24 protein-coding genes, 1 tRNA gene and 2 pseudogenes are annotated in these 25,000 nt (G+C 67.3%); 20 read left to right on the forward strand and 7 right to left on the reverse strand.

What is annotated here, in order from left to right; all coding sequences use genetic code 11:
- Positions 1-10 precede the first annotated feature (10 nt).
- The 12 genes from FOB47_RS21635 (at position 11) to denD (ending at position 11,315) form a co-directional block, all read left to right on the forward strand.
- A complete protein-coding gene (locus tag FOB47_RS21635) occupies positions 11-1,201 on the forward strand; it encodes an ABC transporter substrate-binding protein (protein ID WP_244959358.1) in 1,191 nt (396 codons plus the stop codon).
- Positions 1,202-1,276: 75 nt separating this feature from the next.
- Positions 1,277-2,146 (forward strand): NAD(P)-dependent oxidoreductase, encoded by an 870-nt coding sequence (locus FOB47_RS21640; RefSeq protein ID WP_174782096.1) that lies wholly within the window; start codon positions 1,277-1,279, stop codon positions 2,144-2,146.
- 22 nt (positions 2,147-2,168) lie between these two features.
- On the forward strand, positions 2,169-2,543 hold the full coding sequence (locus tag FOB47_RS21645) for an HNH endonuclease (protein ID WP_174782097.1): 375 nt from the start codon (positions 2,169-2,171) through the stop codon (positions 2,541-2,543).
- A 122-nt stretch (positions 2,544-2,665) separates the two neighbouring features.
- Positions 2,666-2,750 (forward strand) — tRNA-Leu (locus FOB47_RS21650).
- A gap of 289 nt (positions 2,751-3,039) precedes the next feature.
- On the forward strand, positions 3,040-4,134 hold the full coding sequence (locus FOB47_RS21655) for a cation diffusion facilitator family transporter (protein WP_064576474.1): 1,095 nt from the start codon (positions 3,040-3,042) through the stop codon (positions 4,132-4,134).
- Between the two features lie 180 nt (positions 4,135-4,314).
- Entirely contained in the window at positions 4,315-5,019 is a 705-nt protein-coding gene (locus FOB47_RS21660; protein WP_174782098.1) for a FadR/GntR family transcriptional regulator, read from the forward strand.
- Positions 5,020-5,058: 39 nt separating this feature from the next.
- Positions 5,059-5,949: an L-threonate dehydrogenase gene (gene ltnD, locus FOB47_RS21665; RefSeq protein WP_174782099.1), complete on the forward strand. Its 891-nt coding sequence runs from the start codon at positions 5,059-5,061 to the stop codon at positions 5,947-5,949.
- A gap of 56 nt (positions 5,950-6,005) precedes the next feature.
- Complete coding sequence (otnK, locus tag FOB47_RS21670) at positions 6,006-7,328, forward strand: 3-oxo-tetronate kinase (RefSeq protein ID WP_174782100.1); 1,323 nt, start codon at positions 6,006-6,008, stop codon at positions 7,326-7,328.
- Positions 7,325-7,963, forward strand: a complete 639-nt coding sequence (gene otnC, locus FOB47_RS21675) for a 3-oxo-tetronate 4-phosphate decarboxylase (RefSeq protein ID WP_174782101.1) — start codon at positions 7,325-7,327, stop codon at positions 7,961-7,963. Before otnK ends, otnC begins: the two co-directional genes overlap by 4 nt.
- Before the next feature lie 93 nt (positions 7,964-8,056).
- A complete protein-coding gene (locus FOB47_RS21680; RefSeq protein WP_174782102.1) occupies positions 8,057-9,379 on the forward strand; it encodes an MFS transporter in 1,323 nt (440 codons plus the stop codon).
- A gap of 54 nt (positions 9,380-9,433) precedes the next feature.
- Positions 9,434-10,216: a 2-oxo-tetronate isomerase gene (gene otnI, locus FOB47_RS21685; protein ID WP_174782103.1), complete on the forward strand. Its 783-nt coding sequence runs from the start codon at positions 9,434-9,436 to the stop codon at positions 10,214-10,216.
- A gap of 70 nt (positions 10,217-10,286) precedes the next feature.
- Positions 10,287-11,315 (forward strand): D-erythronate dehydrogenase, encoded by a 1,029-nt coding sequence (gene denD, locus FOB47_RS21690; protein ID WP_174782104.1) that lies wholly within the window; start codon positions 10,287-10,289, stop codon positions 11,313-11,315.
- Here denD and FOB47_RS21695 read toward each other — a convergent pair.
- The gene (locus FOB47_RS21695) at positions 11,282-12,082 is read right to left on the reverse strand and encodes an APH(3'') family aminoglycoside O-phosphotransferase (protein WP_174782105.1); all 801 of its coding nucleotides are present in this window, start codon (positions 12,080-12,082) and stop codon (positions 11,282-11,284) included. The two genes, denD and FOB47_RS21695, sit on opposite strands and share 34 nt — an antisense overlap.
- Positions 12,083-12,118: 36 nt before the next feature.
- Between FOB47_RS21695 and FOB47_RS21700 the strand changes: the two genes are divergently transcribed.
- Positions 12,119-12,727 (forward strand): GNAT family N-acetyltransferase, encoded by a 609-nt coding sequence (locus FOB47_RS21700; protein ID WP_006576438.1) that lies wholly within the window; start codon positions 12,119-12,121, stop codon positions 12,725-12,727.
- A gap of 18 nt (positions 12,728-12,745) precedes the next feature.
- On the opposite strand, the gene FOB47_RS21705 is transcribed toward FOB47_RS21700, so the two are convergent.
- Positions 12,746-13,396: a LysE family translocator gene (locus FOB47_RS21705; protein WP_006576437.1), complete on the reverse strand. Its 651-nt coding sequence runs from the start codon at positions 13,394-13,396 to the stop codon at positions 12,746-12,748.
- Positions 13,397-13,691: 295 nt separating this feature from the next.
- On the opposite strand from FOB47_RS21705, the gene FOB47_RS21710 reads away from it, so the two are divergent.
- Positions 13,692-14,915 (forward strand): MFS transporter, encoded by a 1,224-nt coding sequence (locus FOB47_RS21710; protein ID WP_174782106.1) that lies wholly within the window; start codon positions 13,692-13,694, stop codon positions 14,913-14,915.
- A gap of 19 nt (positions 14,916-14,934) precedes the next feature.
- On the opposite strand, the gene FOB47_RS21715 is transcribed toward FOB47_RS21710, so the two are convergent.
- The 3 genes from FOB47_RS21715 to FOB47_RS21725 form a co-directional block, all read right to left on the reverse strand.
- Entirely contained in the window at positions 14,935-15,771 is an 837-nt protein-coding gene (locus tag FOB47_RS21715) for an aminoglycoside adenylyltransferase family protein (RefSeq protein WP_174782107.1), read from the reverse strand.
- Between the two features lie 96 nt (positions 15,772-15,867).
- A complete protein-coding gene (locus FOB47_RS21720; RefSeq protein ID WP_338031305.1) occupies positions 15,868-17,382 on the reverse strand; it encodes an amidase in 1,515 nt (504 codons plus the stop codon).
- Complete coding sequence (locus FOB47_RS21725; protein ID WP_244959359.1) at positions 17,342-18,424, reverse strand: Bug family tripartite tricarboxylate transporter substrate binding protein; 1,083 nt, start codon at positions 18,422-18,424, stop codon at positions 17,342-17,344. Before FOB47_RS21725 ends, FOB47_RS21720 begins: the two co-directional genes overlap by 41 nt.
- Positions 18,425-18,540: 116 nt before the next feature.
- Here FOB47_RS21725 and FOB47_RS21730 point away from each other — a divergent pair, with 116 nt between their 5' ends.
- The 3 genes and pseudogenes from FOB47_RS21730 to FOB47_RS21735 form a co-directional block, all read left to right on the forward strand.
- The gene (locus tag FOB47_RS21730; protein ID WP_174782108.1) at positions 18,541-19,494 is read left to right on the forward strand and encodes a LysR family transcriptional regulator; all 954 of its coding nucleotides are present in this window, start codon (positions 18,541-18,543) and stop codon (positions 19,492-19,494) included.
- A 68-nt stretch (positions 19,495-19,562) separates the two neighbouring features.
- Positions 19,563-19,697, forward strand: a pseudogene (locus FOB47_RS26405) (DUF4172 domain-containing protein); the annotation flags it as partial.
- A 56-nt stretch (positions 19,698-19,753) separates the two neighbouring features.
- Positions 19,754-20,226 (forward strand): annotated as a pseudogene (locus tag FOB47_RS21735) (Fic family protein); the annotation flags it as partial.
- 35 nt (positions 20,227-20,261) lie between these two features.
- Here the strand turns inward: FOB47_RS21735 and FOB47_RS21740 are convergent.
- On the reverse strand, positions 20,262-21,182 hold the full coding sequence (locus FOB47_RS21740) for a LysR family transcriptional regulator (RefSeq protein ID WP_043437170.1): 921 nt from the start codon (positions 21,180-21,182) through the stop codon (positions 20,262-20,264).
- Positions 21,183-21,296: 114 nt separating this feature from the next.
- On the opposite strand from FOB47_RS21740, the gene FOB47_RS21745 reads away from it, so the two are divergent.
- The 3 genes from FOB47_RS21745 (at position 21,297) to loiP (ending at position 23,965) form a co-directional block, all read left to right on the forward strand.
- Complete coding sequence (locus tag FOB47_RS21745) at positions 21,297-22,304, forward strand: zinc-binding alcohol dehydrogenase family protein (RefSeq protein WP_174782109.1); 1,008 nt, start codon at positions 21,297-21,299, stop codon at positions 22,302-22,304.
- A 63-nt stretch (positions 22,305-22,367) separates the two neighbouring features.
- Positions 22,368-23,024, forward strand: coding sequence for an oxygen-insensitive NAD(P)H nitroreductase (gene nfsB / locus FOB47_RS21750; protein ID WP_006576428.1), 657 nt, complete (start codon positions 22,368-22,370; stop codon positions 23,022-23,024).
- A gap of 176 nt (positions 23,025-23,200) precedes the next feature.
- Positions 23,201-23,965 carry a metalloprotease LoiP gene (loiP, locus tag FOB47_RS21755; protein ID WP_006576427.1) on the forward strand — a complete coding sequence of 255 codons (765 nt, stop codon included), beginning with the start codon at positions 23,201-23,203 and terminating at the stop codon, positions 23,963-23,965.
- 103 nt (positions 23,966-24,068) lie between these two features.
- On the opposite strand, the gene hutG is transcribed toward loiP, so the two are convergent.
- Entirely contained in the window at positions 24,069-24,884 is an 816-nt protein-coding gene (hutG, locus tag FOB47_RS21760; protein WP_064576491.1) for an N-formylglutamate deformylase, read from the reverse strand.
- Positions 24,885-25,000: the final 116 nt, after the last annotated feature.

Consider the following 25,000-nt stretch of genomic DNA (forward strand, 5'->3'; position numbering starts at 1 on the left):
GGAGACCCCAATGCCACGATCCACCCTGCCCCGCCTGCGACGTTCGCTGCGCTTTGCCGCGCTGGCGCTTGCCGCCGCCGGCGCGCTGTGCTCCGGTGCCGCCCACGCCGACATCCGCGTCGGCATCGACGTGTCGACCACCGGCCCCGCCGCGTCGATCGGCATTCCGTCCAAGAACACGATCCTGATGTGGCCGGCGACGCTCGGCGGCCAGAAGGCCGAGTACATCCTGCTCGACGACGGCTCGGACCCGTCCGCCGCGGTGCGCAACGTCCGCAAGCTGATCTCCGAGGAAAAGGTCGACGTGATCGTCGGCCCGAACATCACGCCCACCGCGCTGGCCGCGCTCGACGCGGTATCGGAAGGCGAGACCCCGATGGTTGCGCTGGCCGCCTCGGCCGCGATCGTCGAGCCGCAGACCGACCCCAAGCGCCGCTGGGCCTTCAAGATGCCGCAGAACGACTCGCAGATGGCGACCGTGCTGACCGAGCACATGAGCAATCACGGCGTGCGGTCGGTCGGCTTCATCGGCTTCAACGACGCCTACGGCGAGAGCTGGTGGCGAGAGTTCTCCAAGCTGGCCGAGGTCCGCAAGATCCGCGTGGTCGCCAGCGAGCGCTTCTCGCGCAACGACACCTCGGTCACCGGCCAGGTACTGAAGCTGATGGCGGCCAACCCCGACGCGATTCTGATCGCCGGCGCCGGCACGCCGTCGGTGCTGCCGCAGAAGACGCTGGGCGAGCGCGGCTACAAGGGCAAGGTCTATCAGACACACGGCATCGCCACCGGCGAATTTCTGCGCATGGGCGGCAAGGACGTCGAAGGGACGCTGTTTCCGACCGGCCCGGTGGTGGTCGCTCGCCAGTTGCCCGACACCCATCCGGTCAAGAAGGTCGCGCTCGACTTCGTGACCCGCTACGAGGCCAAGTACGGCGCGGATTCGATCACGCAATTTGCCGGCGATGCCTGGGGCGCGTGGCAACTGCTGGATGACGCCGCACGACGCGCGCTGAAGACCGGCGCGCAACCGGGCACCAAAGAGTTTCGCGCGGCGATGCGCAACGCGCTGGAAACCACCGCCAATCTGACCGTGCCGAACGGCGTGCTGAACCTGAGCCCGCGCGACCACCAAGGCTTCGATCAGCGCTCGCGCGTGATGGGCGTGATCCGCAACGGCAAGTTCAGTTACGCGGGACAATAAGGCCGGCATTGCCGGGCGCGGCACGGGCGAACGCGCACTGCCGCGCAACAACAAGATCAGGAAGGAGCTGTCGACATGACTACCATTGCCTTTATCGGCCTGGGCGCGATGGGCTCGCAGATGGTGCGCCATCTGCTCGCGGCCGGCCACACGGTGCGCGCCTCCGTGCGCCGGCCCGAAGCCGCCGACGCGGCGCGCGAACTGGGCGCCGAACCGTTCTTCAGCCCGGCCGAGGCGGCGCGCGGCGCCGAGGTGGTGTTCACCAACGTGACCTCGTCCGAGGATGTCCGCATGGTGCTGCTCGGCGAAGGCGGCGTGATCGAAGGCGCCGCGCCGGGCACGATCTGCATCGACCACAGCACGATCTCGCCCGTGGTCACACGCGAGATCGCCCAGGCGCTGGCCGAACGCGGCATCGAGGCGCTCGACTGTCCGGTGTCGGGCGGCACCGTCGCCGCCGAAGCCGGCACGCTGACCATCATGGTCGGCGGCAAGGCGCAAATGCTCGAACGCGTGCAGCCGCTGCTCGCCTGCTACGGCAAGACCATCACCCATATCGGCGACAACGGCGCGGGTCAGGTGGCCAAGCTGTGCAACCAGATCGCGCAGGTGGTCAATATCGAAGGGATCGCCGAGGCGATGCGCTTCGCGCAGTCGCAGCAGGTCGACATGCAGCGCGTGCTGCAGGCGATGTCGACCGGCATGGCCGGCAGCCGCATGCTGGACATGATGGGACCGAAGATGGTCGCCCGCGATTTCGCCGCCGGCATCCAGGCGCGCCTGCACGACAAGGACTTCGGCCTCGCCGCCGACGTCGCCCGCGAAGCCGGCCTGGCGCTGCCCGCGATGCAAGCCACCGCCGCGCAGCTGCAGACGCTGATGCGCAACGGCTGGGGCAAGGACGACACGTCGTCGCTGCTGCGGGTGCTGGAGGATCAGCGCTGATTCGGCATGAAGGTGGCCGGGCATGGTCGTCAAACGCCATCTTCGCGTGGGCAAGGCCGGCCGCGGCGATCAGCACGGACCACCGGCCCCGGCCGACACGCCAGCCCTGCTCGAGACCTGCCCGCTATGCGGGCGGCCACTGATCGCGGGTCCCAGCACCGACCTGCACCACCCGGTGCCCCGCTCCCGCGGCGGAACCGAGGTGGTGCCGATGCACCGGGTCTGCCACCAGAAGATCCACTCGGTCTTCACCGAAGCGGAGCTCGCCGCCGAATTCCACGATTGGGACAAGCTGCGCGGCCACCCCGCCATGGCCGACTTCATCCGCTGGATCGCCCGCAAGCCGCCGGAGTATTACGACCGCAACCGCTGGACCAACGACAAGCGCCGGCGCTAGACCGCGCCGCCCCGCGGCAGGCCCCCCTCGGTTGTCCCATCAGGCGATTTGCGGCATAATCCGCTGCTCAGCGCAGTGCCCCCGCCGCTTCTCCGGCAACCCTCCGGCACGATCGCGCACCCGCCCGGGTGGTGAAACAGGTAGACGCAGGGGACTCAAAATCCCCCGCCGCAAGGCGTGTCGGTTCGAGTCCGACCCCGGGCACCAAATCCCAAGAAGTCCAGAGACGCCGTCAACCCTCGCTTTGCGGGGGGGTTTGTTTCCCATAACATCCCATACGTCCGGTGTCGGACTGCGCATTGGCATGCTGCTATCGGCTCTGCCCGCCGCGCCGGTTTGCGGTTGCGACCAATACATCGGCATGAAGCATTTACCGTTCGATCGACATCATCGCGGGCGCCATTGGCGTCCGTTCGCTCTTGTCATGCGCGGATGCCGGCAAGGTACAACTGTTGCTTGACCCGTCGTATTCTTGCTGTCACGACACGAAGACTGCATGTCAGGACGTCATCCGTGGTCCCCTCCTGTCACCGGCGCGGCGCTCAAGGATGCCTCGCCATCTGAACCGGCGCCGCCCTCGCCGGCCAGCGCGTCGCGCAAATCTCCCCTCGCCATCTACGGCGCGATCGCGGCCAACCTCGCCATCGCCGTGACCAAATTCATTGTGGCCAGTGTCACGGGCAGCTCCGCGATGCTCTCTGAAGCGATCCACTCGACCGTCGATACCGGCAACGAGCTACTACTGCTGGTCGGTCTGTCTCGCAGTCGCCGCACGGCCGATCCGCAGCATCCGTTTGGCTACGGCAAGGAGCTGTACTTCTGGAGCTTGATCGTTGCGGTGCTGATCTTTGGCCTGGGCGGCGGCATTTCGGCTTACGAAGGTGTGCTTCACATGATGGATCCCGAGCCATTGCGCGATCCCCACTGGAATTACATCGTGCTGGCCTGCGCCGCGATATTCGAAGGAATCAGCTTTGCGATTGCGCTGCGCGAGTTCCACCGCGAAAAGGGCGCCACGCCGTTCTGGACGGCGCTGCGCAGCAGCAAGGATCCCACCACCGTCACCGTGCTTGCCGAAGACGCCGCGGCGCTCGCTGGACTGGTGATCGCTGCGGCGGGCATCTATGCGAGCCACCGCTGGAACATGCCGGTGCTGGACGGCGCGGCATCGCTGGTGATTGGCGTGCTGCTGGCAGGTGTCGCTACAGTGCTTGTCCGCGAAAGCCGTAGCTTGCTGGTGGGGGAAAGCGTGAACCGCGAGATGGCCGAAGGTATTCAGCGCCTGGCACACGAAGACCCTTGCATCGATTACGCCGCGCGGCCGCTGACCATGCATTTCGGTCCCGACGATGTACTGGTAGCGCTCGACGTCCAGTTCCGTGCCGGCGCTCGCGGCACCGAGATCGCGCGCTCGGTGGAAAGGGTGGAACGGCAGATTCGTTTGCGCTATCCCTCCGTCAAACGGATCTACATCGAGGCGCGGCTGCTGGCCGCGGCCGCCGAGCCGAGCGGGACAGGGGCAACGACTCCAGAAAAACCTGGTTCGGTATCGTCGACGGCGAGAAGTATCAAATCGCGTGATACCGGCTGATACCAAGCGCCTTGCGCTGCTGCAGGCGGCTTACGCCAGCAAGGCTCGTTGGCAAAGGTGTTCGCTTAGGTGACGCAAAGAATCCTCTAGCGTTGCAAGGGTTGTCCCCAATAACGGTTGCCGTCCTCAAATTTGTATGATGACCTTATTACCTGATAAGGCATCACACCGGCCCAAGCCATGTTCGACAAGGTCTCCGCCCCCGCGATGAGCGACACCGTCGCTCAGCAACTGCTCAAGCAGATCGAGATCGGCAGTTTTGCCGCGACCGGCAAGCTGCCCACCGAGGCCGTGCTGGCGCAGCAGTTCGGCGTTAGCCGTACGGTGATTCGCGAGGCGATTTCGCGGCTCAAGAACGAAGGCGTGGTGGAGCCGCGCCAGGGCAGCGGCGTGTTCGTCAAGGAGCATGGCGCGATCCGGCCGCTGCGGATCGACTACGCCGAGGCGATCGAGCCCAGCTCGATGCCGCATTTGCTGGCGGTGCGCCGCGCCATCGAGGCGGAGGTGGCGGCGGAGGCCGCGCGGCGCTGCACTGACCGGGATATTGCCGAGATCGACGCGGCGCTGGCCAATATCGACGAGGCGACGGCTGCTGGACGCGATGGCGTGGCCGAGGATGTGGCCTTTCACCGCAAGATCGCCGCGGTGACCGGCAATCCGTATTTCATCAAGACGCTGAATTTCCTGAACCAGTACCTCGAGGCCGGCGTCGCGGTGACCCGTCGCAACGAGGCGACGCGCGACGATTTCTCGCGTCAGGTGCGCGACGAACACGCGGCCATCGTCGACGCGATCCGTGCGCGCGACCCGATGGCGGCACGCAATGCCGCCCTGACCCACCTGTACAACGCCGAGCGCCGGCTGTCGCAAGCCGGCATCTGCTGAGCGGCCGACGCGGCGGCTCGCGCCAACCAGAGACAGATCATGTCACGACATATTGGAGTCATCGGCCTCGGTGCCATGGGCCTGGGCGTTGCGCGCTCGCTGTTGCGCGCGGGCTTTCGCGTTCACGCCTGCGACGTGCGCGACGAGGTGCTGCGCGCCTTCGCCAACGAAGGCGGCATCGCCTGCGCCACGCCGGCCGAACTGGGTGCGCAGTGCGACGTGGTGGTGACGCTGGTGGTCAATGCCGAGCAGACCGAAGCAGTGCTGTTTGGTGAGCAAGGCGCGGTGGCCCACATGAAGCCCGGCGGCGTGGTCATTGCCAGCGCGACGGTCGCGCCGGAATTTGCCGTGCAGCTTGGCGCGCGCCTGGAAGCGGCGGGCCTGCTGATGCTCGACGCGCCGGTGTCCGGCGGTGCGGCGCGCGCGGCGTCGGGCGAAATGACGATGATGACGTCGGGGCCGGCGGCCGCCTATGCCGCCTGCGAGGATGTGCTCGAGGCCATCGCGGGCAAGGTCTATCGACTTGGCGAGCAGCATGGTGCCGGCTCCAAGGTCAAGATCATCAACCAATTGCTGGCCGGCGTGCATATCGCGGCTGCCGCCGAAGCGATGGCGCTGGGGCTGCGCGAGGGCGTCGATCCGGACGCGCTGTACGACGTGATCACCCATAGCGCCGGCAACTCGTGGATGTTCGAGAACCGCGTGCCGCATATCCTCAATGGCGATTACACGCCGCTGTCCGCCGTCGACATCTTCGTCAAGGACCTGGGCCTGGTGCTCGATACCGCCCGCCGCAGCAAATTCCCGCTGCCGTTGTCGGCCACCGCGCATCAGATGTTCATGAGCGCGTCCAGCGCCGGCCATGGCGGCGAGGACGATTCCGCGGTGATCAAGACCTTCCCCGGCATCACGCTGCCGCCCTCACGCTGATTCCAAACAGGCTGAGCGCCGTTCGTTGCCGCTGTCCGTTATCGCCCCGCCCATTCATGTCCCACTCCAACCCGCCTCGCCCGCTTCTGGGCTGTATCGCCGACGATTTCACCGGCGCGACCGATCTGGCCAATATGCTGGTCAAGAGCGGCATGCGAACCGTGCAGACCATCGGCGTGCCGCCGTCCGCGGCGCCGCTGCAAGCGGACGCCATTGTGGTGGCGCTCAAATCGCGCACCATCCCGGCAACCGAGGCCATTGCACAATCGCTGGCCGCCCTCGCCTGGCTGCGCGAACAGGGCTGCCACCAATTTTTCTTCAAGTACTGCTCGACCTTCGACTCGACCGATGCCGGCAATATCGGCCCGGTGGCCGAGGCCCTGCTCGATGCGCTGGACGAACAGCCCGGCTTCTCGATCGCCTGTCCGGCTTTTCCGGAGAACGGCCGTACGGTCGTTCGCGGCCATCTGTTCGTCGGCGACGCGCTGCTGAACGAGTCGGGCATGCAGAACCATCCGCTGACGCCGATGCGCGATGCCAATCTGGTGCGCGTGCTGCAACGGCAAACCCGCGGCAGGGTCGGCCTGATCCGCTATGACACGATCGCCGCCGGCGCGGCGGCGGTGCGCGAGGCGATCGCGCAGTTGCGCGCCGATGGCGTACGGCTGGCGATTGCCGACGCGCTGTCCGACCGAGATCTGCACGTGCTCGGCGAAGCGTGCGCCGATCTGCCGCTGGTGACCGGCGGCTCGGGCATCGCGCTCGGCCTGCCCGCCAACTTCCGCCGCGCGGGTCTGTTGGCGGAACGCGCCGATGCCGCGCAATTGCCCCGCATCGAAGGCCATGCCGCGGTGCTGGCAGGCAGCGCATCGCAAGCGACGAACCAGCAGGTGGCAGCGTGGCGCGGCAACGGGAACGGGAACGGAGCTGACGCCAGGCCGAGTTTTCGCATCGACCCACTCGCGGTGGCGCGCGGCGAAGCGGTGGTCGAGCAGGCGCTGGCGTTTGCCCGATCGCATCTGCCCGAGCCGGTACTGATCTATGCCACCGCCACGCCCGACGAAGTGCGCAGCGTGCAGCGAGCGCTCGGCGTGGCGGAGGCCGGCCAACTGGTGGAGGCCACGCTGGCCGCCATCGCGCGCGGTCTGCGCGAGATGGGCGTGCGCAAGTTCGTGGTTGCCGGCGGCGAGACGTCGGGCGCCGTGGTGCAGGCACTCGACGTGAAATCGCTGCAGATCGGCGCGCAGATCGATCCCGGCGTGCCGGCCACCGCCACCATCGACACCGAGCCCTTGGGTCTGGCGCTGAAGTCGGGCAATTTCGGCGCGGTCGATTTCTTCGCCAAGGCGCTGCGCCAGCTGGAAGGAGGCATCCAATGAGCGAGGAAGCCCGCCTGCGCGAGGAGATCTGCACGATCGGCGCGAGCCTGTATGCGCGCGGGCATGCGGTCGGCAGCGCCGGCAATATCAGCGCGCGGCTCGACGACGGCTGGTTGATTACGCCGACCGATGCCTGCCTCGGCCGGCTGGACCCGGCGCGCATCGCCAAGGTCGACGCCAGCGGCCAGCACGTGTCCGGCGACAGGCCGTCGAAGACGCTGGCGCTGCATCGCGGCATCTATGCCAACGACCCGAACGCGCACGGCGTGGTGCATACGCATTCGACCCATCTGGTCGCGCTGACGCTCGCGGGCGTCTGGCGCGACGACGACGTGCTGCCGCCGATCACGCCCTACTACGTGATGAAGGTTGGCCATATTCCGCTGCTGCGCTATCGCCGCCCGGGCGACCCCGAGGTCGCGGCGCAAGTGGCCGCGCTGGCCGCGCGCGTGCGCGGCGTGCTGCTGGACCGGCTCGGCCCCGTGGTGTGGGGCCCGTCGGTTTCGCAAGCGTCGTGGGCGCTCGAAGAGCTCGAGGAAACCGCACGCCTGTGGTTGATGACCGATCCCAAGCCGGCGCCGCTCGACGCCGCGGCGCTCGAAGAACTACGCCAGACCTTCGGCGCACGCTGGTAGCGGACGCGCCAGCCCGCGGTGTGCACGGGCCTTGATCACGCACACCGGCGCCGGCGCGACAGCCGGCCCGACACAATCCATAGGAGACAACCGATGACAGCCTACGACGCGGCCGCGGCCGCCTACGTCGACGCACCCGACAAAGCCGAACTCGACCTGACCTACCGCAAGGTGTTCTGGCGCATCGTGCCGTTCCTGATGCTGTGCTACGTGGTGGCCTATCTGGACCGCGTCAACGTCGGCTTCGCCAAGCTTCAGATGTCGCAGGACCTGGCCTTCAGCGAGACGGTGTTCGGCCTGGGCGCCGGCATCTTCTTCCTCGGCTACTTCCTGTTCGAACTGCCGAGCAATATGCTGATGCACCGGATCGGCGCGCGCATCTGGATCGCCCGCATCATGATCACCTGGGGCATCCTGTCGGAGATGTTCGCCTTCGTCACGACGCCGACGCAGTTCTATGTGCTGCGCTTCCTGCTGGGCCTGGCGGAAGCGGGTTTCTATCCTGGCGTGATCCTTTACCTCACCTACTGGTTTCCGTCGCACCGCCGCGCCAAGATCATCGCGGTGTTCATGTCGGCGATTCCGGTATCGGGCATCTTCGGCAATCCGCTGTCCGGCTGGATCATGGAGAGTTTCCACGGCGGCGCGGGCTTCCACGGCTGGCAATGGATGTTCGTGCTGGAGGCCATTCCGGCGGTGCTGATCGGCATCGCGACGATCCTCTATCTGGACAACAACATCCGCAGCGCCAAATGGCTGACCGAGCGCGAGAAGCAGCTGCTGGCCGACGAGATCGCCGCGCAGCCGCAGGAGCAGCAACAGCACGCGCATTCGCTGCGCGCGGTGTTCCGTGACCCGCGCATGTGGTGGATGTCGCTGATCTACTTCGCCTTCGTATCGGGGCAGTACGGTCTGACGTTCTGGATGCCGACCTTCGTCAAATCGACCGGCATCACGGGCACGCTGGAAATCGGGCTGCTGAGCGCGATTCCCTTCGTGGTCGCCATCGTCGCGATGAACCTGTTCGGCCACAGCGCGGACAAGCGCCGCGAGCGGCGCTGGCATCTGATCGTGCCGGCGCTGATGGGCACCGTCGGCTTCACCATCGCCGCCTCCGCCACCGGCAACACCACGTTGTCCATCGTCGCGCTGTCGGTGGCCGCCGCCGGCGTGCTGACCTGCGCCCCGCTGTTCTGGTCGCTGCCAACCGCGTTCCTCGCCGGCAGCGCCGCCGCAGCCGGTATCGCGATCATCAATTCGATCGGCAACCTGGCCGGCTTCGCCAGCCCCTATCTGATCGGCTTCCTGCGCGATGCCACCAACAGCACGGCAGCCGGCATGTATGTGCTGGCCGGCATGCTGGTGCTTGGCGCCGTCGCTGTTTGGCTGACGCCGGCCAGGCTGGTCAACCGCTAATATGGACGCGGCGCGCTAGCGCCGCCTTCCTCCACTCCATCCCGACTTGCTGCCATGCCACGCTTTGCCGCCAATCTTTCGATGATGTACAACGAGCACGCGTTCCTGGACCGTTTTGCCGCGGCCGCGAACGATGGCTTCCGCGCCGTGGAGTATCTGTTTCCTTACGACTTTCCGGCGGCCGAGCTGAAGTCGCGGCTCGATGCCAATGGCCTGCAACAGGCGCTGTTCAATGCGCCGCCGGGCGACTGGGCCGGCGGCGAACGCGGCATCGCGTCGCTGCCCGGACGGGAAGGCGAATTCCGGCGCAGCATCGATACGGCGCTCGACTACGCGCGCGTGCTGGGCAACGACAAGCTGCACGTGATGGCGGGCCTTGCGGCGCCGGGCGTGTCGCGCGACCAGCAGCGCGCCATCTATCTGCGCAACCTGGAGTACGCCGCCCGCACCGCGCAGGCCGACGGCATCACGGTGGTGATCGAGCCGATCAACACCCGCGATATCCCGGGTTTCTTCCTGAACCGCCAGGACGATGCGCAAGCGATCTGCCGCGAGATCGGCGCGCCGAACCTCAAGGTGCAGTTCGACTGCTACCACTGCCAGATCGTCGAAGGCGATGTGGCCACCAAGCTCAAACGCGACATGGCGGGAATCGGACATATCCAGATCGCCGGGGTGCCAGAGCGGCAGGAGCCCAATATCGGCGAACTGAACTATCCCTATCTGTTCGAGCTGATCGATGCGCTTGGCTACCAGGGCTGGATCGGCTGCGAATATCGCCCCAGGGCTGGCACCAGCGAAGGGCTTGGGTGGCTGCGCCCCTGGCTGCAGCGGTAATCTTTGCCGGCGGCTGGCACATTCACGGCCGGCTGCCCGCCGATCTCGCGATTCAACAAGGCAACGCATCATGAAAGTACTGATCACCGGCGGCGCCGGATTTCTCGGCCAGCGTCTGGCCAAACAGCTGCTGTCGCGCGGCGAGCTGACCGGTCCCGACGGCAAGGCGGCTCCCATCACGGAACTGGTGCTGGTCGATGTCGTGCCAGGCAACGATCTGGGCGATCAGCGCGTGACCGCGCTGGTCGGCGATATCGCCGATCCCGCGCTGCTCGAACGCGCGATCGACCGCGATACCGCGGTGGTGTTCCATCTGGCCGCCATCGTCAGCGGCCAGGCCGAGGCCGATTTCGACCTGGGCATGCGCATCAACCTCGATGCCTCGCGCGCGCTGCTGGAAGTATGCCGGGCCCGCGGCCATCGCCCGCGCGTGGTGTTCACCAGCTCGGTGGCCGTCTATGGCGGCTTGCTGCCCGAGGTGGTGCGCGACGATACCGCGCTCAATCCGCAATCGTCGTACGGCACGCAGAAGGCGATTGCCGAACTGATGCTGTCCGATTACAGCCGGCGCGGCTTTGTCGACGGCGTCGTGTTGCGGCTGCCGACCATCAGCGTGCGTCCGGGCCGGCCCAATGCCGCCGCATCGTCGTTTGCCAGCGGCATCATCCGCGAACCGCTCAATGGCGAGGAGGCGATCTGCCCGGTGCCGGGCGACACGCGGCTGTGGCTGCTGTCGCCGCGCCGGGCCATCGAGGCGCTGATTGCCGGCAGCGAGCTGCCGGGCGAACGGTTGGGCAATCGGCGCATCGTCAATCTGCCTGGCGTTTCCGTGACCGTGGATGAGATGATCGCCGCGCTGCGGGAAGTGGCCGGCGACGAGGCCGCCAACCGCATTCGCCGCGAGCCCGACGCCCGCGTGCAGCAGATCGTCGGCAGCTGGCCGGGCCGCTGGGACACCACGCGCGCCGAGCAGCTGGGGTTGCGCGGCGACGCCAGCTTCGCCGATGTGATCCGGGCCTATATCGAGGACGAGCTGCGCCAGGCAACGCGGACGGCGGGCGCCATTCACCCCCAGGTCAAGGGATCGAGCCGCAGGTAGAAGGCCAATCGTTCGCAATCGGCCGTCACCCCGAGGGTGTCGAACAGCATGGCGAAGGCCTGTTCCGCCTGCTGCGGTGTCTGCCAGCTTTCCTCGGCATTGGCCACCATCAAGGCGAGGTCGGCATAGCGGTCCGCCCAGCCGAGCCGACCCAGGTCGATGATGCCCGTGCATCGCAGCGTGCGCGGATCGACCATGAAGTTGGGCAGGCAGGGATCGCCGTGACAGACCACCGTAGAGGTGGCCTCTTGCGCAAGGCGGACGGGCAGCTCGCGTTCGACCCGCGCCAGCAGTTCCGGGGCCGGCGTGCGCTTGTCCTCGTCGGGCAGAAAGTCTGGATTGACTGCATCGCGGTTCACCACGTCCACGGCACGCGCGAACATCGCCGACAGGCTGCGTTCGAACGGGCACTGGCCCGACGACAACGCGTGCAGCGCGCCAAGCTCGCGCACCATCGACGGCCATGCCTCGAGCAGATCCGTGCCGGGCAAATCGGCCGCGGGCACGCCTGGCACGGCTGTCATCACCAGGCACACTTCGTTCCCCGCTTCTCGCCAGTCCAGTACCTTCGGGCAGGCAATCCCTTGACCCTCCAGCCAGGCGAGCCGATCGCGCTCGCCGGCGAGCTCTGCCGAGCGGGACTCCGGCACGACCTTGGCGAAGGCCCGGCCGTCATCGCGGCGATAGACAAGATCGCCCGATTCGCCCATGCTGACCGGCATCCAGCGAAGACGGCCGTGATCGGCCAGCGCCGCGGGCAGTGTCATACTTCCCTCCCTTCTTGATGCGAACGGAAACGCCAAATGCATCCGGGTCCGCGCCCCATCCAGCTCGAAACACCCCGTCTGATCGTGCGCCCATGGCAGACTTCCGACAGCGATCCCTTTGCCGCGCTCAATGCCGATGTCCGGGTCATGCGCTATTTTCCGGCCCCGTTTGACCGCGCCGCCAGCGACGCGATGATCGACCGCTGCAGCGCGCATATTGCCGCGCACGGGTTCGGGTTCTGGGCGGTGGAGCGCAAGCAGGATGGCGCGTTTATCGGCATGGTGGGCCTGAACATCCCAGGCGCGCCGTTACCCTTCGCGCCGTGCGTGGAGATCGGCTGGCGCCTTGCGGCTGAATACTGGGGACGGGGCTACGCCAGCGAGGCTGCGCGCGCCGCCCTGCGGGCCGGCTTCGAGGTATTCGGCCTGAACGAAATCGTGTCGTTCACCGCCTTGCTGAACCAGCCCTCGCAGGCGGTGATGGAACGGCTGGGCATGCGGCGCTGCGCGCAGACCTTCGACCACCCGAACGTGCCCGATGGCCATCCGCTGAAAGCGCATTGCGTGTACCGGTTGACGCGGGCCGACTGGACCGCGGTCCGGCAGGATACCCGCGGCGGCGCGGCCGACATCCGGATTCGGTAACGCCTTCGGCGGCGCCGGCTACTTCTTGCCGTTCCCGGCAAACGCTGCAGTAATGCCCAGCCCGATCAGCAGCGTGCCGCCGACGTAGCGCTCGAACGTCAGATAGCCGCGGCTTTGGCGCAGCCAGCGGCCTGCCGCACTTGCGGCCAGCGCGTAGCAGGCATCGCTGATCAGGCCAAGCAGCGTGAACAACAGGCCCAGAAAGACGATCTGCATCGCCACGTGGCCGCGGCTGACGTCGACGAACTGCGGCAGGAAGGCCAGGAAGAACAGTGCCGTCTTGGGATTGAGCAGGTTGACGATGAAGCCGTCGCGGAACAGTCGGGCGTAGCGCCGCTGCTGCGGCACCGCATCGACGACGACCGGCGCCGGACGGCCGAAGATCTTCTTCAGCCCCAGCCAGATCAGATAGGCGGCACCGGCGTACTTCAGGATGCTGAACGCCACGGCGGACGAGGCCAGCAACGCGGACAACCCCAGCGCGGCGGCCAGCACGTGGACGAGCGTGGCCGTATGGATGCCGAGATCCGACACCATCCCGGCCTTGCGGCCCTGCTCCACCGACTGCGCGATGATGTACAGCACGGCCGGGCCTGGAATCACCAGCAACACCAGGGCGGCGCTGACGAACAGAACCAGATTTGCGGTACTGGGGATAACGAATTCCATGGCTCGGTCTCCATATGGCGAGCATCGGGGGGGAAGAAGAACCGTTACTCTACCGCAGGACCGTTTCTCGCCCGGTCGTGCGGTGCAGCATGTTTTTCCCTTGCACCGGCGCCGCCGCTCCGATCGACTCGTGCGCGACGACTTCCACATCGATAAAGCTATTCTTTCGCTGATCGATACTTAATCTTGTTTGCAGGTCGGGGATAATCCGCCAACAATCGCCTGTCGTCCCGCCGGAATTCCGCCATCGACCCACGGTGCCGAGCGCGAATCCCCATTTCTCCGAGGTATTGTCTTGTCGAACGCCGCCCCTGCCACACTGAGCGAATCCGTCGCCGAACTCTCCGAGCGCGACCAGCGCGGCAATATCCTGCGCCTGACCGTCGCGCAGGCGCTGGCCGGTGCCAATTCCGTCGTGGTCTATGCGACCGGCGCGATCGTCGGCGACATGCTGGCCCCCGACAAGACGCTGGCCACGCTGCCCATCTCGATCTTCGTTGTCGGCATGGCGGCGTGCATCCTGCCGACGGGAGCCATCGCGCGCCGCTACGGCCGACGCGCCTCGTTCCTCGCCGGCACCGCCTGCGGCGTGCTGGTCGGTTTGCTGGCGGCCGCCGCCGTCGTGTGGAGTTCGTTCTGGCTGTTCTGCCTGGCAACGTTCTTCGGCGGCGCCTATGCGGCGGTGGTGCTGTCGTTCCGCTTCGCCGCGGCCGACGGCGTCTCGCCTGCGCTGCGCCCGCGTGCGCTGTCCTTCGTGATGGGAGGCGGCGTCGTCGCCGGTGTCGTCGGACCACAGCTGGTCACGCACACCATGCATCTGTGGCCGCCGCACATGTTCGCGGCGACCTTCGTCATGCAGGCCGTCGTCGCGCTGGTGTCGGCGCTGGTGCTGTGGGGCGTACGGCTGCCGATGCCGACGGCGGCGGAAGTCGCGAAGGGGCGGCCGCTGTCGACGATCGCGCGCCAGCCGCTGTTCGTCACCGCGGTCATGTGCGGCGCCGTGTCATACATGCTGATGAACTTCCTGATGACGGCGGCGCCGCTGGCGATGCATCTGTGCGGCCATTCGCAGGAAGACGCCAACCTCGGTCTGCAGTGGCACGTGATCGCGATGTATGGACCGAGCTTCTTCACGGGCCGGCTGATTACCCGCTTCGGCGCGCAGCGCGTCGTCACGGCGGGCCTGCTGCTGACCGGCGTTTCCGCCGCGATCGGCCTGACCGGCATCGATGTGGCCCACTTCTGGCTGACCTTGATCCTCCTCGGGCTCGGCTGGAACTTCGGCTTCGTGGGCGCCTCGGCGCTGGTGCTCGAATGCCACCGGCCCGAGGAAAAGACCAAGGTGCAGTCCTTCAACGATTTCATCGTCTTCGGCACGATGGCGCTCGGCTCGTTTGCCTCCGGGGGACTGTTGGCCGCCTACGACTGGGATACGGTGTTGTGGCTATCGTTCGCGCCATTGGCCCTGGCGGTGATTGCGCTGATGCTGATGGCGGTCCAGCCGAAACGCACCGCCTAGCACGCGATGGCATGAGTGCTCATGCGTCGGCTCCCTCGTGCAGCATCCGCGCCATCGCCTCGCTGACATCGTTGACCCAGGCGCGGACGTCGGCCCCGCGTTCGTGCCAGGCCTCATCGGCGCCATCGCCGCCATCGCCGCCATCGCCGCCATCGCCGCCATCGCCACGATAGGCATCGCGGGCCGTCGCCAGTAGCGCGCGCTGGCCCTGCGGCAGGCGCGGCAGCAACCAGTCGGCAGCCTCGTCCTTCGGCACGATCTTGCCCGTCGCCAGCGTGACCCACATGCGGGCCAGCGTCAGCATGACGTTGCGTTCGTCGCCGCAGACGTTCGCCACCAGCGCCGGCAGGCTGTCCCCGATGGCGCGCCGGATATCGGTGTAGGGAATCGCTGGAAGAAATTCGGCAAGCGCCGGGCCGATCAATGCGCGGTGGCCTTGCAGGGCCGTGGCCAGCACCAGCGTCAGATCGGGGTCGGTGCTCGGCGCCGGCACCGCGCCCGCTTCGAACTCGTCGCGCAGCCATTCGCCATAGACGAGGTCGCTCCGCGCCGGATGCCGCCACGGGGCGATGTCGTCGAGCACCACAATCGTGACTTCGGCATTGCGGGCCGGCCCCCGCTCCGCGCGCGCGCCGGAGACCTTCATCAACGCTTGCACCAACTGCCTGCGGCATTGCGCGGCCATCGTTCGATGCGTCAGCACCAGCAGGTCGACATCGCTGTCCGGCCGCAGCCCGCCCACGATGGCGGAGCCGAACAGATAGGCGCCGGCGATGTTGTCGCCGAGCACGCCGACAACGACATCGAGAATGCGCCGGACTTCGATCGGGACCGGCTCGTTGGCAAGCGGCGGCATGGTGCAGTGGCGTCGTTGGCGATTTTCGATGGAACCGCAATACTAGCGCGCTGCCGCCGCTCTCCCCACAGGTCCACGAGCGCGCGCGTCCATGGCTCACCGTTCCGGCGCGTCATAAGCCCTCGGCATCCCCGCATCCCACTCGATCACCCTGCCGGCTGCGAGCAGCCGCTGTTCGCGGAAGCTTGCGGCCACCAGCTGCACGCCGCTCGGCAGTCCGTTGTCGATACCGGTTGGCAGGTGCAAACCCGGCAGGCTCATCGCGGCGACGCCGATCAACGGGGACTGATCCCGCAGCAGCATCTGCATCCGCTCGAGATCGTGCAGATCCTCGCCCCACGGCATCGGCGGACGGCAGGATGTCGGCATCAGCACCAGCGGATAGCGGTCGAGGAACGCATTCCATTCGCGCCGAAGCGCATCGCGCCGCGCGAAGGCCGCGGCATAGGTGCGCAGGTCCGGCGGTGGCGCACACGCGGCCATGTTCCTCACCGACGCGATGATCGTCGGGTCGCGCGTCGCCTCGACGGCCGCCATCATTCCCATCCGGACTTCCGTCATCACGATGGCCAGCCAGATATCCAGCGCTTCGTCGAGCCGGGGCGGCACGGCCCGTTCGACGCGGTAGCCGGCCGCCTGGAGCGCGCTGGCTGCCTTCCCAAGGGCGCGTACCACTTCCGGAGCGAGCTGGGCGCCGGGAATCTCGTCCACGCAGGCCACGCTGACAGGCGCCGCGTCGTCCGGGACATCCAGCGGCATGCCGACCCACGTAGGATCGCACGATCCACTCGATGCCATGGCACGGAATCCGAGCTCGACGTCGTCGACGCATCGCGCCAGCGGCCCCTGCGCCGAAAACAGTTGCAGGCCGGCGAGGCGCGGATCGGCCGTCGGCTGATAGGCCGGCACGCGTCCAGGGGTGGGCCGCAAGCCGACCACGCCGTTGACATAGGCCGGATAGCGGATCGAGCCGGCGATGTCGGTGCCGTGCGCGATCCCGCCCATGCCCGCGGCGACCGCCACCGCCGCGCCGCCGCTGGACCCGCCCGACGTGATATCGGCGTTCCAGGGATTAAGCGTCCTGCCGTGCAGCGGGTTCTCGGTGAACCAGCGAAACGAGAAGGGCGGCACATTGGTCCGCCCGACCACGAACGCACCGGCGCGCCGCAGGTTCGCAACGACGGGACCATCCTCGCGCGCCACGCGGCGGCGGTAGGCCGGCACGCCGTTGGTCGTCGCCTCGCCTTCGACGTCGGCGTTGAGCTTGATCGTCACCGGTACGCCATGCAGCGGTCCGAGCGGGTCCGGCGAAGCCGAACGCAATGCGTCGGCCCGCCTTGCTGCTTCGAGCGCCCGCTCGCGATCCGAATGGACGATCGCATTGAGACGCGGATTGATGGCGTCGATGCGTTCGTACACGCTGTGGACCGCCTCCACGCTCGACACCGTGCCGGCGCGAATCTGCGCCGCCAAGTCGGCGGCGTCCCATTGCCACAATGCCGCCGGCAGCGATGCCGCCCGGGCTGCGGGGCCGATGTCGTTGGGCTTCCTTCGCATGCTCGTCCGTTCCTCAATCGAGCTTGATGCCGTTCTGGCGGACGACCTGCTCATAGGTCGCGCTGCGCGTCTCGATCGCACGGCGCATCTGCGCGCCGCTCCACGGAGTGGCCTCGAAACTGAAGGTCTTGTAGCGCGCCTGCACGTCCGTGCTGGCGACGGCGGCGAGCAGATCCTTGTTGATCCTGTCGAGAATCGCCGCGGGTGTGCCCTTCGGCGCCATCAGCGCGACGAAACCGCTGGGCACCGCATGGGCCGGACCGCCGGACTCGGCCAGCGTCGGCACATCGGGCATGGCAGGCAGCCGCTGCGGGCTCGTCACCGCGAGATAGCGGACGCGACCGGGCTGATAGACGAACTCGGTCGACGCCCTCGCCCCCAACGCCCAGTCGGTTTCGCCCGTGCTGACGCCGGTATAGAGCTGCCCCATCTCCTTGTACGGCACGTGCAGCATCCTGACGCCGGCCTGCGCCTCCAGCAGCGCGGACTGCAGATGCGCCGTGCTGCCGACGCCCCAGGTCCCAAAGCTGACCTTGCCCGGTCTGGCCTTCGCGGCCGCGAGCAGATCGCCGACCGTCTTCCACGGGGAGGACGACGACACCACCACGAAGAACGGCGTGCTGTAGAGCACGCCGACCGGCTCGAAGGCATCGAACACGCGGAAATCGCGGCTCTTGAACAGATGCGGCAGCGCGCTCAACGCATCGCCATCGTGCAGCAGCAGCGTATGGCCATCCGGCGCCGCCGCGCGCGCCGCGTTGATGGCAATGAAGCCCGCGCCGCCCGGCCGGTTCTCGATGACGACGGGCGTCTTCCATTGGAGCGCCAGTTTTTCGGCGACGGCGCGCATCATCGTATCCGGTCCGCTGCCCGCCGAGAACGTGCTGACGATGGTCACCGGTTTGGTCGGAAAGGCGCCGTTGCCGGCGCCGAATGCCAACCTCGGCAAAGCCGGCGTCAGCAAGGCGACTGCCAGCAGCGTCGCCGCGATGCCTTCGAGGACAAGGACGTTCCACGCGCGCCGCATGGATGCCTTGGTGTTGGTCGAGCACACTGCGGGGCCTCTGGTAGGCGGAACTCTGGTGCTGGGAATCATCGCTGTCTCCTCCCCGGTTCGATGCAACCCATTCTTGTGCCGGCCAGCCTCGCCAGCAACAGCGCCGCGGGATACCATCTATCCAATTTTTCGATATCCCTGTGCGGAGACATCCGATGGCGTCGCTGGACCTGGAGTGGATTGCGGTATTCGACGAGGTCTACAAGGCCGGCAGCGTGTCGCGCGCGGCGGACAAGCTCGGCATGACGCAAGGCGCGGCGAGCACGGCGCTGAACCGCTTGCGTGCCTACTATGGCGATCCGCTGTTCACGCGCACCGCGCGCGGGGTATTGCCGACGCCCCGGGCCGACGCCCTGCACAAGGTGCTGCGCGAGGTCCGCGCGATGCTCGAACAGGCCCGCACCGCGTCGGCCTTCGATCCCGCCAAGGCGAAGCGTTCGTTCCGGATCTGCATGACGGATCTGGGAGAAATCGCCTTGCTGCCGCGGCTGCTCAATTACCTGCAGCGCCATGCGCCGGGCATCGACATCGATGCGGAACGCATCACCGCCGACAGCGCGCGGCGGCTCGAGGAAGGCGCGGTCGATGTCGCGGTCGGCTACATGCCGCAGCTGGAGGCGGGCTTTTATCAGCGCGCCCTGTTCGAGCAGGACTTTGTCTGCATCGCCAGCCGCTCGCATCCTCGCATCGGCAAGACACTGTCTAAGGCGGTCTATCGGCGCGAGCGGCATGCAACGGTGGCCGCCACGGGCACTGGCCACACCGTCATCCTGGACAAGGCCCTCGCCCGTCATGGCGCGTCACCGCGCGTCGCCCTGCACGTGCCCAGCTTCCTGGCCCTGGCCCAGATCGTCGGCGAGACCGAACTGCTCGCCACGGTGCCTCGGCACTACGCTGCCGTGATGCAGTCGCGCGAGCCCATCCGGCTGCTCGCCCTGCCGTACGAGATCCCGCGCTACGAGGTCAAGCAGCATTGGCACGTGCGCTACCACCGCGATCCGGCCAATGCCTGGCTGCGGCAGGTCATCGCCGACCTGATGCCGTCGGCGGTGATGAGCCCACCGGCGACGCCGCGACGGTCGCTCGGAAACATTGGAAAGGCCGCGTAGCTCGCTTTTTATGTGCTTTTTTAGGTCATAAATTTAACCGTGCAGGGAATACGACCCATCATCTCCGCATGAATTACGGGGAATACGTCTGGCAATCTCCGCACTGGCCGCGGTGGCAGTACGACCTGGCCGCCCTGGCGACCCCCATGGCGGAGACCACCCGCGCTCAGGGCCGTCTGCTTGGCCGACTGGCCGATCTCGGCATGGGCTTCAGAAACGAAGCGTGCCTCGCGGTCCTGACCGAAGACGTCGTGAAGACATCGCGCGCGCGATTGGCGACCTGCTGCTTGCGCGCGCCGACGGCACGCCGCAGCGCGCTTCTATAGCCTCTCCGCGCAAATCCAGCGAGAGCGCAAGGCCTACTACGAAATCCTTGAGCGGACCCAGAAAGGCACTCTCGATATCACGCAGTGGCTTGCCTGGTTTCTCGCGACGTTGCACGCGGCCGTGTTGCAGGCCAACAAGACACTGGATCGGGTGCTGCTCAAGGCGCGCTTCTGGCAGCGGGCCGCGACGGTGCCGATGAACGAGCGGCAAATCAAGGTGCTGAACCGCTTGCTGGACGGCTTCGAGGGCAAGCTGACGAGCGCGAAATGGGCCGCCATCGGCAAATGTTCGAACGATACGGCGCTGCGCGACATCAATGAGGTGGTGCAACACGGCGTGCTGCAGAAGTCAGCGGCTGGTGGCCGCAGCACGAGCTACGAGCTAGCCGCGCCGGCAGAGACCTGACGCGACGGTTTTCGATCGCGGCAGCGACAAGCGGCTCAAGCCACCGCCGCCGCATACAGCGCAGTCAACGCCGCGCACCGCTCCTTCAGCAGCGCCTGCAATTGCCGCACGGCCGGCGAGAACTGCTTGCGGTGCGGGCAGACCAGTTGCAGCGGCGTGCTTTCGCCCGGCTCGTGCGGCAGCAGCACGGTCAGGCGGCCGGCCTGCACGTCGCCGCAGACGTCGAGCCATGACTTGTAGGCGATGCCCTCGCCCTGCACCGCCCAGCGGCGGACCACGTCGGCGTCGTCGGTGTACAGGCTGCCCTTGACCTCGACCAGGCGTCGGCCCCGCGCGGTTTCGAACGGCCATTTGTCGTAGACGCGGCCGCTCAGGTGGTACAGCAGGCAGCGATGCGCGGCCAGTTCATCAAGCGATTGCGGGCGGCCATGCCGGGCCAGATAGGCCGGCGAGGCGATCAGCACGCGGCGGTTTTCCGGCGCCAGCGGCAAGGCTACATAGCTGGCCTCCTCGATGCGCCCGTAGCGGATCGCGACATCGATCGGATCGCGGAAGACGTCGGTCACATGGTCGGACAGATAGAGCCGCAGCGTCAGGTCGGGATGGGCGCGGCGGAATTCGGTGATCCAGGGCAGCAGCACATTGCGGCCGAGGTCGGACGGCGCCGTGACGCGCAGCAGCCCGCTGAGTGCGGCGCCATCGCCGCGCAGCCGGTCGCGGCCCTCGTTCAGCGTGGCCAGCACTTCCTGCGCGTAGGGCAGATAGCGCTCGCCCTCGGCGGTCAGGCGCAGGCTGCGCGTGGAACGGGCGAACAGCCGGATATCGAGATCGCGCTCCAGCCGCTTGACGGCGGCGCTGACCTGTCCCGGCAGCAGATCGGCCTCGCGCGCGGCGCTGGAAAAGCTGCCGAGGGCGGCGCTGCGCACGAACAGGGTCAGGTCTTCGAGGCGGATCATCTTCACTCCACGAGAGAAAGTGCTGGTGGATTTTACCGCTTACCGGATAGGCGGCGACGGCGCAAGATAGCGGCACCGACCAGGCAAACCCTCTCCTCAAGTCACGGAGCCCACATGAAAGCCATCGCCTACCTCCAGCACGGCCTGCCGATCGACGACCCGGCCGCGCTGATCGACATCGATCTGCCGACGCCCGAACCCGGTCCGCGCGACCTGCTGGTGCAGGTGCGCGCCATCGCAGTCAACCCGGTCGATACCAAGGTCCGGGCATCGTCCGCGGTCGCGGCCATGCGCGTGCTGGGCTGGGACGCGGTCGGCAAGGTCGTCCGCGTCGGCAGCGCGGTCACGCTGTTCGCGCCGGGTGACGACGTCTACTTCGCCGGCTCGATCACGCGTGCCGGCAGCAATGCGGAGTACTGCCTCGTCGACGAACGCATCGCCGCGCGCAAGCCGGCCTCGCTGTCGGACGCCGAAGCCGCGGCATTGCCGCTGACGACGATCACCGCGTGGGAACTGCTGTTCGACCGGCTGCGCGTTCCCGAGCACGGCGGCGCGGGCCAGCACCTGCTGATCGTCGGCGCCGGCGGCGGCGTCGGCTCGATCCTGACCCAGCTCGCGCGCCAGCTGACCGGCCTGACCGTGATCGGCACGGCATCGCGTCCGGAGACGCGCGACTGGGTGATGTCGCTCGGCGCCCATCACGTGATCGACCACACCAGGCCCTTGCGTGAAGAACTGGAGCGCATCGGCGTGCCGCAGGTCGAGCATGTGGCCAGTCTGACCCATACCGAACAACACTACCTGCAATTGATCGACGTGCTGGCGCCGCAGGGTCAGCTCGCGGTGATCGACGATCCCGCCACGCTCGACGTGATGCCGATGAAGCGCAAGTCGCTGTCGCTGCATTGGGAATTCATGTTTGCGCGGCCGATGTTCGAGACGCCGGACATGATCCGCCAGCACGAACTGCTGACCCGCGTCGCGCAGCTGATCGACGCCGGCACGATCCGCACCACGCTCGGCGAACACTTCGGCACGATCAACGCCGCCAACCTGCGCCGCGCCCATGCGCTGATCGAAAGCGGCCGCGCGCGCGGCAAGGTCGTGCTCGAAGGATTCTGAGCACCGGCGCCTCCTCATCCCGACAACAGACGCACACGACATACCAATATCAAGAGCATGCCCATGTCCCTTTCCGATCTCGCCCGCACCCGCTATACCACCAAGGCATTCGATCCTGCCGGCAAGGTATCCGACAGCGATCTGCAGGAGCTGATCACGCTGCTGCGCTACAGCCCCTCGTCCGTCAACTCGCAGCCGTGGCACTTCGTGGTCGCGGGCAGCGCCGCGGCGAAGGCGCGCATCGCCAAGGCCGGCGCGCAAGGGCCTTACGCCTACAACGCGCCGAAGATCGAGAACGCGTCGCACGTGATCGTGCTGTGCGCGCGCACCGGCCTGCCGGACGCGCAGCTGGACGTCATCCTCGACCAGGAGGAGCGCGACGGCCGCTTCCAGACGCCCGAGGCGCGCGGGAACCAGCGCAAGACCCGGCAAGGCTTCGTCGATCTGCATCGCTATACGCAAAAGGACCTGCAGCACTGGATGGAGAAGCAGGTCTATCTGGCGCTCGGCACGCTGCTGCTGGGCGCCGCCACGCTGGGCATCGACGCGACGCCGATGGAAGGATTCGACGCAGGCGCGCTCGACGACGAACTGAACCTGCGCGAGGCCGGGTACACCAGCGTGGTGCTGGTCGGCCTTGGCTATCGCGCGGACAGCGACTTCAATGCGGCGCTGCCGAAGTCCCGTTTGCCGGCGGAGACCGTGGTTCGGTACCTGTAACGCCATGGGGTCATGCCGCCGACATGCCGCCAAAATGCCGTACGCGGCGACATGACGCCCCATTGCCGAGACGAGTGATCTTCGCTACGTCGGACATCGCCCGCTACCGGGTCGCGGCTGGGCTGCGTATGCTGCTGGATTCTCCAGCATCAAGAGGATCCGCCATGACCCCAGCCATGCCACGCCGCACCGCCTTGCGCGCCAAGGCCCCCCTGCTCGCGACCCTCGCGGCCGCCCTGCTCGCCGGATGCGCCGGCGCCGACATGCAGGGCCTGACGCAGGCCGGCGGCAGCCTGTTCACCGCCGCGACGCTGTCCGACGCCAATATCAAGACGCTGTCGGACCAGTCGTGCGCCGAGATGGACAAGAAGAACAAGATCGCCGCGCCGACGAGCACCTATGGGCAGCGCCTGACCAAGATCATGGCGGGCCTGCAGAACACCGGCCTGCCGCTCGACGCCAAGGTCTACGAGACCAAGGAAGTGAATGCCTGGGCGATGGCCAACGGCTGCGTGCGGATCTACAGCGGGCTGATGGACATGATGACCGATGACGAAGTACGCGGCGTGGTCGGGCACGAGATCGGCCACGTGGCGCTCGGCCATACCAAGGCGGCGATGCAGGTGGCCTACGCGACCGCTGCCGCGCGCGGCGTGCTGGGCGCCGCGGGCAGCGCGACGCTAAACGCGCTGTCGTCGTCGCAGTTGGGCGAGCTGGCCGAGACGCTGGTCAACTCGCAGTTCTCGCAGCGGCAGGAAACCGCGGCGGACGACTATTCCTTCGATCTGCTGACGAAGAACAAGTCCAATCGGGAGGCCCTGGTGACCGCCTTCCGCAAGATGGCGGCGCTCGACGGCGGGCAATCGAGCATGCTGAGCACGCACCCCGGTTCGCTGCAGCGCGCCCAGCATATCGAGGAGCGGCTGCGCAGCGGGAAATGACGTTGGCGCGAGAACAGAGACGGCATGCGCCGTCTCTGTTTGCCGATGCCAGCACGCCATCGGCACGCCATCGGCACGCCATCAGCGCGCCATCAACGCGCCATCAGCGCGCCTCGACGAAGGCCAGCACGGCCTCGAGCATCCGCCGCAGCGTCGGCTGCAGCTTGCCCGCCAGCGCTTCGTCGTAGTCAAACGGATATTGCTCACTCATATAGGTGCATTGCGACAGCTCGAGCTGGATCGCATGCACGCCCTGCGCGGGCTGCCCGTACTGGCGGGTGATATAGCCGCCCTTGAAGCGTCCGTTCAGCACCGACGTATAGCCCTGCGCTTCGCCGGCGATCTTCGCGACCTGGTCGGCCAGCGCCGCATCGCAGCTGGCGCCGTTGGCGGTGCCCAGATTGAAGTCGGGCAGCTTGCCGTCGAAGAAGCGCGGCAGCACCGAGCGGATCGAATGCGCGTCCCACAGCGCGATCGTGCCGTGCTCCGCGCGCAGCCGCGCCAGTTCGCCGGCCAGCGCATCGTGATAGGGACGCCAGACCGCGTCACGGCGCGCGAAGATCTCGGTTTCGTCGGGACCCACGCCGTTCGCATACAGCGGCGTCTTGTCGAAGGTATCGACCGGACAGAGCCCGGTGGTGTCCTGGCCCGGATACAGGTTGGCGTTGTCGGGCGGGCGGTTCAGGTCGACCACATAGCGCGAGTGCGTCGCCATCAGGACCGACGCGCCGAGTTCACGCGCGAAGCCATAGAGCCGGTCCATGTGCCAGTCGGTATCCGGCACGGTGCGCGCCTCATCGGTCAGCCGGTCGGCGACCGACGGCGGCAGATAGGTACCCACATGGGGCATCGAGATCAGCAGCGGGCGCGTGCCGCGCTGCAGCGTGAAGGCCGGGGTATCGGTGGAGAAGGAAGTCATATTGCTGCTACGAGTGGCATCGCCGCCGGCCGCGAGCCGGTGCGGCGTTGCCGGTGGCAAGATCAGGGTTCGTCTGGAATGCGGTCCGGGGCTGCGGCATAGTCGCCGTCGACGGT

The organism is Cupriavidus gilardii (assembly GCF_013347325.1).
In the GTDB taxonomy this organism is placed as follows: domain Bacteria; phylum Pseudomonadota; class Gammaproteobacteria; order Burkholderiales; family Burkholderiaceae; genus Cupriavidus; species Cupriavidus gilardii.